The sequence below is a fragment of the Secundilactobacillus kimchicus JCM 15530 genome, assembly GCF_001433995.1.
GTDB classification, from domain to species: Bacteria; Bacillota; Bacilli; order Lactobacillales; family Lactobacillaceae; genus Secundilactobacillus; species Secundilactobacillus kimchicus.
The window spans coordinates 405543-422780 of the sequence record NZ_AZCX01000002.1 but is presented as its reverse complement, the minus strand read 5'-3'; the positions used below and the strand labels follow the sequence as shown (position 1 = coordinate 422780).

24 protein-coding genes are annotated in these 17238 nt (G+C 45.2%); 3 read left to right on the top strand and 21 right to left on the bottom strand.

All coding sequences use genetic code 11. The features are described 5' to 3' along the window. Positions 1 to 7: 7 nt before the first annotated feature. The 7 genes from FC96_RS04530 to FC96_RS04500 form a co-directional block, all read right to left on the bottom strand. The gene (locus FC96_RS04530; RefSeq protein WP_055679874.1) at positions 8 to 1045 is read right to left on the bottom strand and encodes a minor capsid protein; all 1038 of its coding nucleotides are present in this window, start codon (positions 1043 to 1045) and stop codon (positions 8 to 10) included. Then, the gene (locus FC96_RS04525) at positions 1026 to 2453 is read right to left on the bottom strand and encodes a phage portal protein (protein WP_056942144.1); all 1428 of its coding nucleotides are present in this window, start codon (positions 2451 to 2453) and stop codon (positions 1026 to 1028) included. Before FC96_RS04525 ends, FC96_RS04530 begins: the two co-directional genes overlap by 20 nt. Further along, positions 2444 to 3700: a PBSX family phage terminase large subunit gene (locus FC96_RS04520; protein WP_055679875.1), complete on the bottom strand. Its 1257-nt coding sequence runs from the start codon at positions 3698 to 3700 to the stop codon at positions 2444 to 2446. Before FC96_RS04520 ends, FC96_RS04525 begins: the two co-directional genes overlap by 10 nt. Further along, complete coding sequence (locus FC96_RS04515; protein ID WP_056942143.1) at positions 3693 to 4121, bottom strand: terminase small subunit; 429 nt, start codon at positions 4119 to 4121, stop codon at positions 3693 to 3695. Before FC96_RS04515 ends, FC96_RS04520 begins: the two co-directional genes overlap by 8 nt. A 56-nt stretch (positions 4122 to 4177) precedes the next feature. Beyond that, positions 4178 to 4423 (bottom strand): hypothetical protein, encoded by a 246-nt coding sequence (locus FC96_RS04510; RefSeq protein ID WP_055679876.1) that lies wholly within the window; start codon positions 4421 to 4423, stop codon positions 4178 to 4180. Positions 4424 to 4431: 8 nt separating this feature from the next. After that, a complete protein-coding gene (locus FC96_RS04505; protein WP_056942142.1) occupies positions 4432 to 4788 on the bottom strand; it encodes a hypothetical protein in 357 nt (118 codons plus the stop codon). 172 nt (positions 4789 to 4960) lie between these two features. Then, entirely contained in the window at positions 4961 to 5455 is a 495-nt protein-coding gene (locus tag FC96_RS04500; RefSeq protein ID WP_055679878.1) for an HTH domain-containing protein, read from the bottom strand. A 251-nt stretch (positions 5456 to 5706) separates the two neighbouring features. Here FC96_RS04500 and FC96_RS04495 point away from each other — a divergent pair, with 251 nt between their 5' ends. Both FC96_RS04495 and FC96_RS04490 read left to right on the top strand, forming a co-directional pair. After that, on the top strand, positions 5707 to 6063 hold the full coding sequence (locus FC96_RS04495) for a hypothetical protein (RefSeq protein ID WP_056942141.1): 357 nt from the start codon (positions 5707 to 5709) through the stop codon (positions 6061 to 6063). Positions 6064 to 6090: 27 nt separating this feature from the next. After that, positions 6091 to 6459, top strand: coding sequence for a hypothetical protein (locus FC96_RS04490; RefSeq protein WP_056942140.1), 369 nt, complete (start codon positions 6091 to 6093; stop codon positions 6457 to 6459). Between the two features lie 30 nt (positions 6460 to 6489). On the opposite strand, the gene FC96_RS04485 is transcribed toward FC96_RS04490, so the two are convergent. The 13 genes from FC96_RS04485 to FC96_RS12695 form a co-directional block, all read right to left on the bottom strand. Continuing rightward, positions 6490 to 6705 carry a hypothetical protein gene (locus FC96_RS04485; RefSeq protein ID WP_055679881.1) on the bottom strand — a complete coding sequence of 72 codons (216 nt, stop codon included), beginning with the start codon at positions 6703 to 6705 and terminating at the stop codon, positions 6490 to 6492. Positions 6706 to 6717: 12 nt separating this feature from the next. Next, positions 6718 to 6945 (bottom strand): helix-turn-helix domain-containing protein, encoded by a 228-nt coding sequence (locus FC96_RS04480; protein WP_055679882.1) that lies wholly within the window; start codon positions 6943 to 6945, stop codon positions 6718 to 6720. Beyond that, positions 6938 to 8305 (bottom strand): DEAD/DEAH box helicase, encoded by a 1368-nt coding sequence (locus FC96_RS04475; protein ID WP_055679883.1) that lies wholly within the window; start codon positions 8303 to 8305, stop codon positions 6938 to 6940. The genes FC96_RS04480 and FC96_RS04475 overlap by 8 nt, the downstream gene beginning before the upstream one ends. Positions 8306 to 8309: 4 nt before the next feature. Then, positions 8310 to 8591 carry a PDDEXK family nuclease gene (locus FC96_RS04470; protein WP_055679884.1) on the bottom strand — a complete coding sequence of 94 codons (282 nt, stop codon included), beginning with the start codon at positions 8589 to 8591 and terminating at the stop codon, positions 8310 to 8312. A gap of 295 nt (positions 8592 to 8886) precedes the next feature. Next, on the bottom strand, positions 8887 to 11313 hold the full coding sequence (locus FC96_RS04465; RefSeq protein WP_056942139.1) for a virulence-associated E family protein: 2427 nt from the start codon (positions 11311 to 11313) through the stop codon (positions 8887 to 8889). Positions 11314 to 11324: 11 nt separating this feature from the next. Then, positions 11325 to 13271, bottom strand: coding sequence for a DNA polymerase (locus FC96_RS04460; protein WP_156403157.1), 1947 nt, complete (start codon positions 13269 to 13271; stop codon positions 11325 to 11327). 105 nt (positions 13272 to 13376) lie between these two features. After that, on the bottom strand, positions 13377 to 13946 hold the full coding sequence (locus FC96_RS04455; protein ID WP_055679885.1) for a DUF2815 family protein: 570 nt from the start codon (positions 13944 to 13946) through the stop codon (positions 13377 to 13379). A 17-nt stretch (positions 13947 to 13963) separates the two neighbouring features. Then, complete coding sequence (locus tag FC96_RS04450; protein ID WP_055679886.1) at positions 13964 to 15124, bottom strand: DUF2800 domain-containing protein; 1161 nt, start codon at positions 15122 to 15124, stop codon at positions 13964 to 13966. After that, the gene (locus FC96_RS04445) at positions 15125 to 15493 is read right to left on the bottom strand and encodes a hypothetical protein (RefSeq protein WP_055679887.1); all 369 of its coding nucleotides are present in this window, start codon (positions 15491 to 15493) and stop codon (positions 15125 to 15127) included. A gap of 12 nt (positions 15494 to 15505) precedes the next feature. After that, complete coding sequence (locus FC96_RS04440) at positions 15506 to 15760, bottom strand: hypothetical protein (protein ID WP_055679888.1); 255 nt, start codon at positions 15758 to 15760, stop codon at positions 15506 to 15508. Then, positions 15757 to 15885 (bottom strand): hypothetical protein, encoded by a 129-nt coding sequence (locus FC96_RS13230; protein ID WP_268872567.1) that lies wholly within the window; start codon positions 15883 to 15885, stop codon positions 15757 to 15759. The genes FC96_RS04440 and FC96_RS13230 overlap by 4 nt, the downstream gene beginning before the upstream one ends. Beyond that, positions 15878 to 16027 carry a hypothetical protein gene (locus FC96_RS13115; protein ID WP_164478855.1) on the bottom strand — a complete coding sequence of 50 codons (150 nt, stop codon included), beginning with the start codon at positions 16025 to 16027 and terminating at the stop codon, positions 15878 to 15880. Before FC96_RS13115 ends, FC96_RS13230 begins: the two co-directional genes overlap by 8 nt. A gap of 146 nt (positions 16028 to 16173) precedes the next feature. Then, the gene (locus FC96_RS12695) at positions 16174 to 16614 is read right to left on the bottom strand and encodes a helix-turn-helix domain-containing protein (RefSeq protein ID WP_082593267.1); all 441 of its coding nucleotides are present in this window, start codon (positions 16612 to 16614) and stop codon (positions 16174 to 16176) included. A gap of 79 nt (positions 16615 to 16693) precedes the next feature. Here FC96_RS12695 and FC96_RS04430 point away from each other — a divergent pair, with 79 nt between their 5' ends. Then, on the top strand, positions 16694 to 16942 hold the full coding sequence (locus FC96_RS04430; RefSeq protein WP_056942137.1) for a hypothetical protein: 249 nt from the start codon (positions 16694 to 16696) through the stop codon (positions 16940 to 16942). On the opposite strand, the gene FC96_RS12840 is transcribed toward FC96_RS04430, so the two are convergent. Further along, a complete protein-coding gene (locus FC96_RS12840) occupies positions 16911 to 17084 on the bottom strand; it encodes a hypothetical protein (protein WP_156403154.1) in 174 nt (57 codons plus the stop codon). The genes FC96_RS04430 and FC96_RS12840 overlap by 32 nt on opposite strands. Positions 17085 to 17238 lie beyond the last annotated feature (154 nt).

The following is a 17238-nucleotide window of genomic DNA, read 5'->3' as shown; positions in this document are numbered from 1 at the left end:
TCAAAGGTTAAACTACATATTTCTTTTTCCATTCTTTGAAACTCATATTTGGGCCAGTCTTCCATCTTCCGGAATCAGGGTCACGATAGCCCCGTAACAACACTGGCGGTAACCCTTCCAGCCAAGGCATCGTTGTGCAACGGCAATGCGGATGCATAACTGGAGCATTTTTGCCCTCCACCTTATCAATAACTTTGAAATGCTGGCCATCAAGTGCCGCGCACACATCACAAGTATGAGATTCAAGCGTTGCTGAATACTCATACCAATCGATCTCATTGTCTTCATAGGATTTAAAAGTCGCTTCCTCAGCCACATGAGCCATCTCAGTCACGATCAGGCGGTGAACATCATAGCGTTTGATATCACCAAACTTGGCCCGAAACATCGAAGTTACCTTGGCCGGACCATATCCCATAAGAGTGCCACGGACAATTACGTCCATAACCTCGTCAACCATCGTATTGCGATAGGTGCCCCAGACGTGTTGTGAGAAGTTACTACCTTCCCATGGCCGTGACACCACAGCCCGGAGTAGTTGCTCGTCAAATACAGCATAAATCACAGCAAAATTTTGCATCATCGACTGAGAAGCATAAGAGGTACGAGTGTACGTATCGATGTACTGATGGACTAGCTGTTGCTCCATCTGATCGGTTTGATTGTCGCTAAAGCTAGCAGTGAGTATCTTTAGCTGGCTCTCCAGTTCTTGCAACCGAGCTACTCTCGAACGTAAATACTCGGCATCAAGTAATTCTGGAAATTCACCGGCCTTAGCACGCGCAGCAAACTGCTCCAAAGTCATTCGCCAGTTCTTAGATTTAACATCCTTGAGTAGTTTACGAGCTTCGTCTTTATCCACACCTTGGTTGTTGGCGTATCGGACGGTGAACTTCTCAATCTCAGATTGAAGTTCTTTTTCAAGCACTCCGAGCTGTGGTTGCAAGGCCTTTTCAAATTCTTCGGTTGATCGTATCTCACGTGCTTTAATTTGGAGAAAACGTTTCTCCCAGTAAAGCTGGTTATTACTCTTCTTCCGACTCATCCTCATCATCCTCTACATCGTCTAAGGCACCGGGGTTCGAGTATCCGTCACGTTTTACGATATCATCTTGACGATCTTCCAATTCTTGCTGATAGTCCGTCACGATTGGGTTAGCCTTGGCAATCGCCTCATCAGAACTAACCGCTGCCACTTGGCTCACCATTTGGGCTTGCTCTAAATCATTTTGAATGGCTGTACGAGTCCAGGTCTGATTGATTTTGCGACTATCCCATTGAGCAGCGTTCAACTGCTTCATGATGGCTCTAACCAATTCGGATAAGCCATCTCTAAAGTTAGCCTCAGTGTTACTAGCCTTTAGCTCTAAATGACCGTAGAGTGCCTTAATTGCTGTCCCGCTGGCATTGCCAATCGCTTTAAAGTCGACCGGGTTCACACCCTGACCATGCACGAAAATATCTGACTTGGTGACCTCCATTAGGGAGTTGCGGGCGTCCACAGGGATATCAATGGTGAGCTTGTCGATACCGGATTTATCGGTACCACCCATGGAATTCATCTTGATAGCCTTGTCTTCTTTAAGCGAACGTCTGAACTCAGCCAGGTCTTCACCACCGTAGTTAGTTAGCACCAAGATAACTTCTTGCACGTCATCAACGTCATTCACGAAACCGTTGTATACATTGTCGTACACGTCAATCAGGCCCTTGTACTTGTACAATTCCGGCCGTTCAAACTTGTTCTTGGGGAACGCAATAAATGGGATTCGACCGAGATTATGGACTAGCCGATTACTTGTACCAGTCTCGACACCGGTAGTCGTATCATAAAAAGTAAAGCGGTCATTGTACGGTTGCAGTTCTTCATAGTTATTGCTGGTATCCTTAAAGACCGTCACGTCTTTATCCGTCCAATACTCGTGAATCTTAAAAAGCTTGCCAGTATCGGGGTCCAGCTGGCTATATGACCGTCTGACTGCTAAAAGCTTACGGTCTAAGTCACTTGTGTAAATTGGGATAACCTGATCAGGTGGCACAATACCGTATCTAAACTTCTTGTCCTCGTCAATCCAATAGTGAACCCAAGCAACGCCAGCGTTGGCAGCGTCAACTACTAATTGGTTCATACGCAGATTGAAGTTATCACCTAGTACCTCATCAATCTCATCGTTGAGCCCATCATCTTCCACATCAATCTGCGGAGGAACAGTTGCCACGTAGCCAGCTTCCTGATCAACCAGCAACTGGTGATAGTTGCTAGACACTCGGTTGTCAGCCTTACGCAACGGCTCATCTTTGCCGTCTTCTTTGAGCTTCGACTCGCCGTTATTACGAATCGTGATGTCGTTTTTATTGAAGTAGTAGTCCAGGGACTTCTTATACTTACGGGAAAATTCAAGGCGTCGCTTATCGGTGTTGCGAAGCAGTTCTTGCATTTGTTTTACTTCCAAGGCACGAAGCCCCCTTTCTTCATCAGTGTTTCAAGTTCATAACGTGTTTTATCAATGGAGTGATCGTCACCATCGGGATAACCACTCTTAAAGTTCCCGTTAGCATCTCTTGCTAACTCATAACCTGAGAATTCACGAGCTGTATTCGGGCACCGCACTGGATCAATAATAATTTCTCGTAAATCTTGTAGCCATTTGAATCCATGCTCACGTGAACCAGGGCCTTTCTTAGCACCTAGGACATTTAAGCCAAGGTCTCTAAACTCGGCAATGGTTCTCGGTTCAGCAGAGTCTGCAATGATCGGTTCATTCATTGGATTAAGCTTGCGAATTGCCTCAACCGCTTCCCTGTTCGTCATGCCAACGCTGTAAATCTCGTTGTAAAGAAAAATGCGCCTACGAGCTGAGTCGTAGTACGCATCACCATAAGCTAGTGGATCGTGAGCAAAACCAAAGTCCAGCCCGTGATATATCTTGTCGAAATGTGAGATTTCCTCATCGGTAATCTCTCTGATTGTGAGGTTATTGAAAACCTCAGCGCCTGTCCCAGTTACCTCGCCAAGGTATTCATGAGCGTAAGCTTTAGGGTTATCCTTTTTAAGTTGTTCAGCATCGGCTAAGAATTCCTTACCAAGCCACTCTTTAGGGACCGTCAAGTAATCTGAGTTATGGACTAGTGTATCGTCGCGCAGTCCTTCTTTTGTACTTACCTGATTCACCCAATTATTAACGTTGGCTGGTGGATTGTAGGAGTAAAAGGTGATGATGTCGCTACCGCCACGGTTGAGCGATTGGTTAATATTACGTAAATCCAACCAACTATCAAATTCGTCTGCTTCTTCGTAATGCTTGAACTTCGTATAACCATGTCTGAATTTCTGCGATTTGATTTTACGGGGTTTATCCGCACCCAGAAAACGAATCTGTTGTCCTGTTGGTAAGTACGTCAGCATCAAAGGGCTGTATGAGTCCAGCCATTTACTAGCAACTCCTAGCGAGTCAACCGCCCATAAATATTGGTCAAAAACTGAACGCCTCAACGTGTCTGCAACCTTACGTAGAACTACCGCATTCGCATCCGGGTCATTCATCATACCTACAATAATTATAAGCGAAATAAAAGAGGACTTGGTTGATCCACGGCCCCCATTTAACCAATAATTCGAATGTTTGTTTTCCAAGATATCCCAAACCAGTTCGTCGAACGCTGGCGCCGTATGATCTAGCAGGTTAATTTCATCAGCCATCGGTATCACCTCGTGGTCGAATTACAATCTTAACGGGCCCGCCATCGGTGCTGACATCATGCTTATCCGTCCACATTGCATATCTTTTACCCATGAGTTCCGCAGCCTTAACACGATCAGAAATCTTAGCCGGTACTTCAACCACATAACCACTAGGTGTAACAATCTGTTCTCTAACTTCACCTCGCCGGACGGATGATAAAAACTCAACAATGTCTTGCTGTGAGTCAACCTTTTCTGATTGCAATCGCTCGGTGCGTTTTTCAAGTGCTTTCATAATTTGTGGTTTTTTAAGGTTTTCGTTGCCAGTTTGACCAGCTGTTTTCTTGGAATATCCTGCTTCGATGGCGGCCTGCGTAGCGTTACCGCTGACAATGTATGATTCAATGAACTTCTGTTGCTTAATCGTTAGCTTAGCCATTTCACAGACCTCCTTTCAAATAAAAAGAGCGGGCAATAATCCCACTCTCAAAAAAGCTATTTTTCGAGAACTGCTTTTAACTCGCTCTCATCAATATACTTCCACAAGTCGTAATTCTCGAGGTCCGATTGATACTCATCAATCATTTTTGCAGCAGTCTTAATGTCACATTTTGACTTGGCATCTCTGTACAAACTAATTGTCAACATCAATACATCTTTTAAGCTAGCAATCTTACTCTTGGGTTCAGACTCATACTTTTCATAGACTTCATTAAAGCCATCAGAAACTCTTTTACTCATAGTTCCTCCTACTCAAACGAAATAGTCAAAACCGGCCGATTATCTCTAACGTGTTTATTAGCTTTACTGAGACCAATTAATTCTATTTGTTTACTAGGCAGCTCTTCACTGTCAGTATCTCTACCCAATGGGGTTTTACCATATAATTTCAAAAATTCTTTTTGAATGTTTTTATCAAAATTATTTGGGTACACAATAAAATTGTCTGTATATTTAATTTCATTCGCTAAATTTTCAATGGCCTGTTTAATGCCATCTTCATCTGCGAATGCCCATACTTCATTGCGAAGCTCAACAACGTTTTCGAAATTCCCATATTTCAATATCTCTTCAACGGCGCGTTTTGTTTTTTCTGTCAATCTCATAACTGCCATCCCCAATCATATTAGATTAACCTAAGCATAACAAAACCCCAGCATCTCTGCTAGGGCCGTTTGGAGGTTCAATCAATAAATTGGGCAGTAGTATTGATTGATAAATTTTTCATACTATCATCTTACTACGGCGAAAAGGGCATGTGTTGACACGTTTCGGGCATCATTTGGACAAATCATTAAGACCATCAATTCCAAATAACATTATACTTAATTCGTTCACAGCGGCATGCTCATCACGACGGACTGTCTTTTCATCCACATTCAGATAGGTGGCAATGCGCTTAATGGTCAAAGTGGGTAATTGCAAATAAAGTTTCTGAATCACTGTGAATCGACGGCTCTGTTCAGGCGAACCACCCTCACAAATAACACGATAGCGATCAATCACTTCATTCACGAATTCCATCATCTCTTTGGACCGGGCCCGATACCCTAGCAGTGAATAGAGGTTTAACTCCTTCTTGGATAACGGTGCATCATCTTCCAGCGCAGGTAGTTCCACATCGAGATGATTTCGCAATAGCTGATAATTTTGCAACAAAACACGGGTATTGCGTAACTTCAACTCTGATTCCATAGCTGCAAACTTGTTGCCACGAAGAATCAATTTATCAACCAGTTTATCGATTGTTTCATCTGATAGCTCAATTGCCACTTTGGTCACTTCCCATCATAGCCAATTCTTTAATGATTTCATTTCGTTCGCTAACTGATAATTTTGCATGAGCTTCCCTTACCGTATTTGGCATCGAAGCAAAATTTTTACTCATGGCGATAATGGTCTTTTCTAGATCGTACTCACGAAATTCCAGTTGCTGAATGAAGTACGTTTTGAATTTAATTTGATTTTGATTAATCGTGATCAGTCCTTTCTGGTATACTTTTAGTAGTTTGGAGGGGAAATTTATGAAGAAATCAGTTTTAGCTACGCTTGCTTTAAGTGCTGGGTTAGTCGGAGGCCTCATTAGTACGCAATCTGCTTCTGCCAAAACTACATACGTTTCGGCAATGCCCAAAGCATTTCGTCATACCTGGTATCGTGGGAATCAATCACTTCGCTTTACTGCCCATACTTGGGCCAACGGGGTAAAGGGGCAAAAGTTTGCCTATGTTGCAAAATTCAAAAAAGTAATTCGCTTCAAAATCAAAGGCGGTTACGAATACATACCGGCTGTAAATGCTGATGTTCCAGCCTTTGTTGTTAAGCACAATCATCTTTATGCTAAAAATCAACAGGATGGTTGGGATCGTTACCACCGCTAATATCCGTTCTAATTAGGAGGAGAAAGAATGTTTAAAAAATCTACTATCGCAATGCTCACATTAAGCGCCGGATTGATTGGTGGTGTGTTAACCACAACCACATCAGCAGATGCTGCTACTTGGCATAAAGGGATGCCCGCTGCTTTACGAGGAACCTGGAAAGCAAAGCATACTGGCCCAGCTGCGCCTAACAACAACATTATCAAGATTTGGAGTACCTCGTACGCTTGGTCGCCTAGTTATACGCACTCACGTAACACCCGTTACGCATACTTAGGCCACCATAAATACCGTATTTTAGAAGATGTTAGTTGGTCTAAAAAATCAATGGGTACCACCTTTAAGTGGTATTCAAAACATCACATCTCAGTTAGTGGCAGGCAATGTTATCGCTAAGATTTGCTAGCACTCCTCGGAGTGCTTTTTTTAATTCAACGCCCGATAGGATTGAATCGGAATGTACTTAGGATTCCACGGCAACCACTTGATCGGATGCCCAATTTCTTCCTTACTTACGACTTGTCCCAATTTAAAATTCGGTAGATCTTCCCAAGAATAGTAATACAGGTATTTCCCGACTAGCCAGATTTCAATTAGTCCGTCTTGCACATACCAATGCGCATGGACTTTTGCAGTTGCCATCTAATGCCTCCTTTAATCTTCTCTCCAATCATCTACTAAGTCACCAGGCTCAACGTCCAAAGTTTCCGCAAGTCTCCCGAGAGAAACTAAACTCATGCCGTTAGCCCCTTCACCATTTAACGCAGCTTCTAACGTTCCCTGTGGAACTCGGGCTGTGACAGCTAGCGGGGTACGCTTCCATCCTTTTTCGTTCATAAAATAGTGCAAGTTTTTAGCTAACGCTTTTTGAATCTTAGTCATAATCACTCACTCTCGCTTTCTTAATTTGAGCCTTAACAGCCGCTAACAGTTCATCTTGGCTTTTGGCCTTACCCTGTAAGACTTTCATAACTCGTTCATCCACCGTATTTTCAGTGACCAAGTGATATACCGTAACCGGTTGACTTTGTCCTTGTCGGTCCAGGCGGGCATTGGCCTGCTGGTAATATTCCAACGACCATGTCAGGGAGAACCATACGATAATGTGGCCCCCAGCCTGCAAGTTTAGCCCGTGACCGCTGGATTGTGGGTGAGCCAAAAGAACGGGAATCTTACCAGCGTTCCAGTCGTCAATCACCTCTGAGGTTAAATCAACCGCTTCTGGATGACGCTTCATGATGCGCTCTCGATCGTGCTTGAAGTTGTAGAACACCAAAACAGGTTGCCCATTAGCTTGTTCAATCAAATCATCCAAGGCCTCTAACTTGGCTTCATGAACTGGCAAAGCTTTACCGTCCTCGTCGTAAATGGCACCACTAGCCAACTGCAACAACTTGTTAGCTAGGACCGCCGCATTGGCTGCCACAATTTCGTCTTGATTCAAATTCAATACATAATCTCGTTCCATGGTGTCATACACCTCGCGCTCTTTAGCCGAAAGTGAAACGGTCACAACTTCATCAGTTCGGGCTGGCAATTTTAAATGATCAGCCTTTTTCATCGAGACACAAATGTCACCAATACGATCATAGATGGCATCTTCAGCGCCATTTTGAAGATTCCACGAATAGACCACATGCCCGCTAGCCTGTCCCGGATAAAAATAATCGTTGCGGTATTGGGTCACAGTGCGGCCTAACCGTTTGCCTCGGTCTAAAAGATACAACTGAGGCCAAAGGTCTAGCAACGTGTTCGGTGCAGGTGTACCGGTTAAGCCAATCACCCGTTCCATCAATGGTCGAACTTTACGCAGTGCTTTAAATCGTTTTGACCGGGTCGACTTAAAACTGGATAGCTCATCAATGACTACAGTTTTAAATGGCCATTTCTTGCCATACAATTCCGTCAGCCAAACTACACTCTCACGATTAGTGATGTAAATATCAACATCTTCAGCTAGTGCTGACATCCGCTGATTGGGCGTACCAGTCACAACTGAATAGGTAAAGTCTGAAAATTGGTCCCACTTATGAATCTCTGCGGGCCAAGTACTTTGGGCAACTTTCAATGGTGCAATGACTAGCACTTTATCAATAACCTCAAAGTCTTTCATGAGTTCATGTAAGCCCGTCAAGGTGGCTAACGTTTTGCCCAGCCCCATATCCAGAAATAATCCAGAATATGGGTGAGCCTCAATCCAATCGACCGAATAGCGCTGGTACTCATGCAGTTTGGCTTCCAAATAATCAACTCCAGTTCAAGAAAAAATGATTCACATCAAGCTTTGTACAAAGTACCGCGGTGCGTTGTCGAAACTGATTTAGCTTATCCAGCCAATGCTGTTGAAGTGGACGGGGATTAAACTCAGCGCTACGCTTCAATTCGACAAAGACTAACAGTCCGTCCTCTCGAATTAAAATTCGATCGGGAACACCAGCATTTCCAGGCGAGACAAACTTAAGCGACAGCCAGCCAAACTTTTTAGCCTGCTGGTTCAAATATTTTTCAATATCATTTTCAATCTGCATAGCAAACTCCTATGCCTCCCACCCACCCTTTTCTCATTGATTTTCGGTGGCGGCTACATTACTACCGAAAATCACGGAAACTATTATTAGGCCAATTAGGCGTATATAGCGTATACATATATACCTAAATACCCTTTTTCTAAAAGTAGTAGGTTTTAGGTAGTATTGTAGCAACGGGCTGTATGCGTCTTACTCTCACAATGACTTGGGCCTGCTACTTTGCTTGCTACCTGCCTGCTACATTACTACCGGCTAAAATTTCTGCCTGCTACCTTGCTACTTTACCTGCTACCTTTTAGGACCCCGGTAGCAACCTGAGATATGCAACTTGGCGGCCATAATCTTTACCAAAACTTGATTGACCTTTATTCGTATTAGCCTTTCGCCATCCGTCCATATTGGTCAAAATATTTCTGATTTCAGCCGCCTTAACTGGAATCAAATTCCTAGGATCACCCTTTAAAAGTTCGTTCCAGACTTCCATGACGCTAACTTTTTCACGTCTAACACTCCCCTCTGGTGCCAGTTCATCTTCCCCAAAGTCTTGAATGTATCGACGCCGGTCGTCAGCGCTCCTCTCATACCAATCGCCAGTAATAGGAATATCCACAAACTCTTGAATCATACCCTCTAAGGCATTCACTTCTGTGTGCAATTTTTGCTGTTCAACAGCTAACTGTTCTTCGCTGGCCGTAAGGTACAATTTTTCACCATTGTCATACAGGAATTTTGCTTCAGCCCAAATTTGGTCACGAACTTCATTAGTGAGGTCATCCCACACGGATTTCTCGGGGGTATTGACGCCCACATCTACCGGCCAAAAACGCCGGTTACCTGTACGGTCTCGCAGAAATTCACTGTCATTGCTTGTGCCCCAGAAAACACATTGGCGTTTGAAGTAACTCTTGTAATGGCCGTAAGCTACCCGAAAGATATCTTCTGTCTTACTAATAAAGTGCTTGGTAGCTTCAATGTCTGCTTTTTTGGTAGCGTTCATTTCACCCATTTCCATAATCCAAGTACCTTGTAAGCTCTCATAGGCATCTTTGCCGGAAACGCCTTCTAGTGAGTTTGAGAACCATTTTCCAGCTAGAATCTGCGGTAAACTGGTCTTCCCAATCCCTTGTGGGCCACTGGTCACTAGCATGTAGTCAAACTTCACGCCTGGGCGTTCAACCCGGGCCACTGCTGCGGCTAAAAACTTACGAGTGACAGTACGAACATACTCGGTATTTTCGGCACCGAGATAATCGACCAGCAGGGTTTCAACCCGCTTCACGCCATCCCATACCAAGCCATCGAGATATTCTCGCACCGGATGATAGCGGTTCTGTTCGGCCTCAAGAATAAAAGCATCATCCACTTTACCCTTGTTCACAATTTTGTAAGTCATTTCAAGATAGGCTCTCAGACCCGCAATATCGCTATCTTTCCACCACGGCTCATCACGAAGTTCCCGCCATGGCATGTCCCGCTTAATCTCTAACCGCTGACTGAAACTATCAAGAGCAAACGCATCTTTCAAATTGGGGTCATGATCAAGGATCAGTTTCAAGTTAGTCGCTGTACTGTCAATCACACCTGCGTCGGTCATATCTAACTCACGCATCCAACTGTTGTCATCTTCAACAATGTCAAAATCAGCGTGAGCGTCACTAATCTGGGCTTCAGCTAAGGCCTGTCGCACTTCATCGTCCGCCCGGGCGAAATCACCCATCGCCTTGTAGCTTGGTAGTCGCGTCACCGGGGTTCCCGGCTTCGCCTCGTCGTCTAAGTCACCAAACTTCTGCTTACGAACCAGGTCAAAGGCACTATTGAGCGTGTCCCCCACTGGGTCAGTCCCATGGTGACTGTAGGCGAACTTGTCTTCGTACAGGACCAGGCCACCCTCCGTTGACCCGTTAATGTAGGTGTACCGGTCGGGGTGACTCGTTGGCGCGTATACGTCAGGCAAGAACTTTTCAATGGCGTCTACAATTGAGTAAGTTCGGTTAAAAGCGCCAATAACGCCTTTCTTTTCCAGAGGGTCGCTCTGCCGTTTGGCGGCTGACACATGAACGTCTTTTTGCCGTGAACTTTCAGGCCAAAACGTGGCGTCATGCCAGTCATCATACTTAGCTAGAATTTCGTCAGGGTCTAGCCAGTCACCGTCCATGTACTCGAAGAAGTACTCACCATCAATCGAGTGGCTCGGCCAGTACATGAGCCGTTCCGCTTGATAGGTGGTATCGTCAAACAGATCCATGCCGAAAATCTGGGCAACCTTACGGGCGACTGGCTGATACTCTTCCGCCGTCACTATCCGAGACATCGGGATGATTAACCGCAGGCGGGTGTGCCCAGGTCCATGACTGTGGGTTGAGTAAACTGCAATGGCGTTATCAAACAGTAACTGAATTTCATCCCACATGTCGGAGGTGGCAAAATCTGCGTCTAGCGTAATCAGCGACCGGGATTGAACTTTGTCAGCTTTGCGTCGACCTTCTTTCAGAAAGCCACCAACGTAGCCGCCAACGTCTTTGACTTCGTCGCGTTTAGCCTTACCCAGCTTCATAAACCGATCATAGGTCTCTTGCGTCACAGTCGGTCTACTCAGCCGGTCAACGAACTCGCTCCAGCGCATAGTCTCGTTGTGCCACTTTTTCTCAGTTCGGGACTGGCCAACCGCTAAGTTCACGTCCCGGTCATGCGCTGCTTTGATGATTGTGTTGGCCTCCTGCATTTCAGCACCTCCTAATCCTTTCGGTAATAATTCGTTGTGAAGCCTGCCGCATTGAGTGGCAAGCCTTTCGCCCACTGAGGCACCTCACACATCACAGCTTCCATCTGGGCTAAATCAGCGTCTAAATTGACTTCAGCCACCACCTCATCATGCACATGGAACACGGCATGAAAACCAGCAGATTCTAACCGAAGCATGGCTTCAGCTAGGAGGTCTCGCGCTGTTGCCTGCACAATGTTTTCAACCAACTTACCGCCGTAAGTTTCAAGCTTGGCAAAACCAACGTGTGTACCTTGACCATCGTAAACAATACGATAGCCGTAATCACCTTCTTCTAATCGTGGGTTGGCGTAGGCTATCCGGCGCCCACTGGGTAACTGGATAAACAGAAAGTCATCTTTAACAAAGGCCTTAAGCCCTTTTGACATTCGTTGCGCGCCACCATTTTCAATGGCCTCGATCACACCGGCTTGAACTTCTTTCCAAAACGCCACGACGTGCTTGTTAGCTTTGCGCCAAGAGGTTACTAAGTCCGGCAATTCATCTTCTGGGATGCCCATATCAAGGGCACCCATCGCAATTAACGCACCAGAGCCCCCTTGATACCCCAGAGCCAGCGTGGCCACCTTGCCCCGTTGCCGAATCTTTTTATCGATATCGGTTTTTGGGATATTAAACATCCGGCTGGCAGTAGCTTTGTAGATATCTTCGTTGTCCGCAAATTCTGCCAGTGACCATTTTTCATTGGCAAACCAGGCAATTACCCGAGCTTCAATCGCACTGAAGTCGCAGATCATAAATTGCTTGTCTTTTGCTGGTACTAATGCGGTTCGAATAAGTTGTTTAAGCGTGTCAGACACATCATCAAACAACAGCTCGATTGCTTCACCATCCCGTTCCTCGACCAACTCGCGAGCAATATCAAGCTGGGTTGGGTTCATGTAGTTGCGAGGCAAATTTTGAACCTGAACCAGTCGCCCTGCCCAACGCCCAGTCCGGTTGGCACCGTAGAATTGAAGTAAACCGTGGATCCGGTCATCTGACCGACATTGGGCGTTCACCATGGTCAGATATTTCTTGGTGGATGAGTTACTGAGGCTTAGTCGAAGTCGCAGAGTGGTCTGAACCACCGCCGGCAAATTGCCTTCTTCAAGCGCTGCTTGGATGGTTGCCTTGCCTAGGGTTTTGAACTCCACGCCTAGAGTCTTTAGCCAGCCCTTAAACTGCAATAGGCTGTTGGGATTGTCTAGTCCAGTAACTTGCTTCAATTCAGCATTATGCAGGTCGTTTAAGCCATTCATCAGCTCAATCGCCCCTTGGGCTAGCTTGACGTCGATTCCCACGCCGCGATCATTAATTCGCTGGTCCATGGCATATAAGTCCCACTCGCTTTTACGGACTGGAAACTTCTTTAGCTTGTCCGCAATTGCCATTTCTGTTCGCACGTCCTGCCGGTTGTACGATACGTACAGGGACCACTTTTCTGGGTCATCAGCTGGTAGGTTACGAGTACGGTGATCATTGGCCTTAGTTGGCTTGCAGGGTTTAGAAAAGAAGTTGATCAGCTGAGTGCCCCGAGTGTCTTTTTGCTGGTCAATCTTCAAATACTTGGCGACCTGGCCTAACCCAGCTGGCAACCCTAACTCGTTAGCAACCACCATGGTGTCATGCCACTGACTTGGATCCAGTGTTTTGTTTAGCATTTTGCCAATAGCCACTCTTTCAAATTGGGCATTATAAGCAATCTTAATTACCGCTGGGTCTGTGAGGGCTTTTAAAACACCAGCAGGAAGTTGTGAACTCTTGTCTGTTAAATCAATGGTCTCAACTTCTCCACCGTCTTCAGCATAGCTAAAAATTAAAATCTCAAAGCTTGGATCATCAACATATCTGTAGACACCAACCTTAGGCAAATCAGCCTCGGAATAGGTTTCAATATCAATGTTTAATTGTTCGATTTTGACCATCCTTCCTTAGTTGCTGAATTTTAATTTGTTCTTTTTGCCACTGAACCAAGGCCGTAAAGGCCCGGGGGACTTTCTTTGCTGTCATCAAAACCCCTCCTAGTCGAATAAATCTTCATCATCATCGCTATCGTCTTCCCAGTCATCAAAATCGTCTTCGGCTTTGGAACGACCTCCCAGAAAGTCACCGTCGGCCACCTTTTGAACATTGTTCAAACCAGCTGAGATGCCCTTATTACCAGCAGTGTTGTAGGCGTAAAAATTAATTGAGGCCCGGACGTACATTCCTGAATAAATTTCGCTGGCATCCATAATTTCGTTTAACTGGGCATCAACAATCCCTGGCTTGGTCTTGCTTGACACGTTAATGAACATCATGCCCTTGAACTCCGGACGTTCCTCCGTGTCCATTTCCTCATCACCGTCTCGAAGCGTGGTCTTCAGGTTTGCTGGAAGCTTGCCATTAAATTTGCTGGACTTCCCTGCTTCAGCGGCAGCCTTTTGGGCACTTTTAATCTTTGTTAATGTCGCCTTATCCGTCTTTGGGATCAGTAGCATTACCGAGTATTTCGGGTCCTGGCCCTCAAATGCATCTGGTTCCAATAAGTGAACAAATGAAGCCCGAGCCTTGCCAGTGATTACCTTGGTAGTGTTTTGTGTGTTTGTCATAATGTATAATCTCCTCTTTACTTAAAATCGTTTTGCGCTTCTGCAATTGAACCCATTGCTGGGCGTGAATCTGAGTCTGGTACTAAAGTTGGTTTACCTTCAGGCTTGATGATTAAGGAGCCGAGTAGCTCAGCGAATTTATCTTTTCCGGTCAGCTTTTCTAACTTGGTGATACTTTCTAACTTGGTTTGAACAATATCACGCTTGAGATAACCCGCCTTACGAAGAACGTCTTCCGCTGCACTTTCATCTGTAATCTTACGATTCGATCGCCCAGCCACAACTTTGTAGCCTGGTAGGGCCATCTTTCCATCAAGAACCTGCTTGGTGGCGTAAAATTCTACGGCATCTAACCATTTTCGAATTCGGTCAGTTTGACTTAGTATGTCTGCGATTTCGTCGGGTTTGAGACTATTGGCTTCTTTAAATTCGTACTGTCGGATCCTTAAGTTAGTCTCTGCTAAGTGCCGACAAAAACCGGCTGCCTTGTAAAAGTGCCAAGTGCTAGGATCGTCGAAATTCCATTCACCAGCGCCATTTAAAGCGTCGTCCGCTGCTGGCTTAACCACCGTCTCAGCCCAGTCCATCAAGTCCTTATAGCTAATCTCAAAGCTATCCACGTTCCCTAACCGCGGTTGTGAGATGGTCATCTTGACGGTCTCAAACTCGTAGGCCAGATTGTACTCAGCGATGGCGCCTAACGCGTATAGCATAAGTTGAACATTGTGATTAGCGCGAACCTTAACCCCTTTGCCGTACTTAAGATCCCAGATTTCAAGACGCCCGGTAGTTGCAATAATCGTGTCAGAGGTTCCATAGCCACCCGGTGCCCATTCGGAGTAATCCACTCGCTCTTCAAGCATGATATCCGCATCTGGGATAGCATTGTAATCCTCCATCACCAGCCCGACATGAGCATCGGTGTAATCCTCCATTGACTGGTTGTAGAAATCACTCGCTTTAATTTTTGCCATCCGAGTCTCATACTCAGAGTCTAAAATTTGATTGGTAGCTTGACGGAGCTTTAGCTCTACCAACGAATGCGCTGTTGTCCCTTCCGCTGCGTAGGCAGATCCAGTATCCGGGATCCCCATTTCCATCCATAGGGATGGCGGATTATTAATCCATTTACCCGCCCCACTAGCTGAGAGTGTCGCGTGTGATGTTGGACTTGCCATTTACTCCAACTCCTTTAAAGCTACTAAAAATTTGGGATAATCATCAGAATTGACTTCCGACAGCTTGTCCGCCTTGAATTGGTCTTTCATAAGCGCTGTTACCTCCGACTTTTTGCCAGCTTTCAACAGAACTTTGATTTCGCTTTGCAGGTCGGTCTTAGTAACTTGAGGTGTTTCTGTTTTAGCTTCATTCTTAGGCTTAGCTGGTGCTTTAGGCTCGGCAACCGACTCATTTTCACCGCCGGGGGTCCACGTGTCTGGAATTGCTTCCGCTACGACGGTTGTGCCAGTGAGCATGGATGTAGCCAACTCGTCCATGTTTTTCTTCAGATCTTCCAACGTGTTACCTGAAATAGTAATTTGAATCATATGAGTGTCCTCCTATTCATTTCCCAGTAGACCATTTAACTGGTCTACGATTGAGTTTAGTTCCTTACGTACCGACCAAATTTCTGCATTATTAAACGGGTCGTATTTTTCAACGTACTGCAAAAACATTTGCTTTCGGCCAAATTCCGCGGCGAGATCTACCACTCGTCCAACGTCGCAATCTTTGATTTCAAGCTTGCCGGAAAGAAAACTAATTCGACTTGCTAGACCGGCTTGCGTTGAAAATGTTCCATCAAATGCCTTCATCTGTTATCCTCTTCTTCCCATTCGTGTTCTTGGCAGCGGGCCAAATCTGAATCTTCATAACTGATTGACTTACGGTCTTCATGACGAGCCGCTAGGTTAGCATAAAAACGATCCTCATCACTCATCTAGCTCCCCCATTTCTTCAACTCGTGCCAGTTCCAGAAAATGCTGCCATTGCTCAAACCGGTAAGTTGCTAGTGCTTGGTAGTTCACCGGGGTGCGCATTAGCTTAGCGTGCCAGTAATTGGCTTGTTCTTTGTTAGTCACGTGATATACTCCTTTTAGATAAGTTTTTTTGTTTTAGTCAGCTATTTGCGGTAGCTGGCTTTTTTTACTGCCAAAATTTACGCCACAGCCGTTTGAAGATATTCGGCCGTTTGGTTTTAAAAACGATCCGTCGGTAAACATATTGGTCATTGACTGGAATCACCTCCTTTCAAAAATTCATCTGGTTCAACGCCCGCAATTTGAGCAATTCGTTTCAACCGCATTTTGTTCGGCCGGTTCTTCCCTTTTTCCCAGTTATTGACTGTACCGCTGCGCCCCTTGCCGGGCTTGCCGTCAATACGTTCAATGAACTCTTCCATTGAAAGATTCTGAGCTAAACGCAATTCGCGAATTTTCTGGCCGAGCGTGTTGGCTGGCTTCGGATCGTGTCCTAAGATTTCATCAACCGAAACTCGGTAATAGTCCGCCAAGGAAATCAATACCTGATATCCTGCCTCCCGTTCGCCGCGTTCATACTTTGACAACAAATCAGCTGACACGGTCCCGCCAAGGGCATCCGAAACTTGCTTGATGGTTTGCCCTCGTTTTCGTCTCAGGGTTCTAAGTTGTAAGTTTATGATTATCACCGTCCCTTCTTGTCCGAAAACTCGTCTATTCTGAGCCGGCCTCCACTGATATACTTGAAACAGATTGGAGGTGAAAAAAATGGACGAAAAAACTTTTGAAAGTCGTTACGAAACAGCTCGAAAATCAGCTTTATCGAAGTTGGAAAGTAAATACCACAAAGAGATGCAATTAGCTTCAGAAAAAGCCGCCAAAGATATCGAAACCGAAGAAAATTCGATGTCAGTCTTAATGCGCTACGTGCTGCAAGCCATTGATAACAGAGCGGTCTTCGAACGAGAAATGAACCATGAAACGCTTAAAGCCTTTCTCGTTGATCAAGATTCTTAAGGTGGTCCTCAATCGCATCTACTACAGCCTTTCCATCAGCCTCTCGTTTTCCGCTTAAACTACTTGCGATAGTTTCGAGTGAATTAGCAATACGAGAAAGATTATTGTCGATGTTGTATAGCAAAAGCTCTTTCTTATCCATAATCACTTAACCCCGAAAAATTCTTCGGGGTCTTTTTTAAATTCCAGCCAACCCCAAACCACAGTGGACGCGCCTACGATTACTAAACTGATTTCTAAAACTGTAAAAATCATAATTATTCCTCCTACTAGTCATTCCTGGTCAAAAACATCAA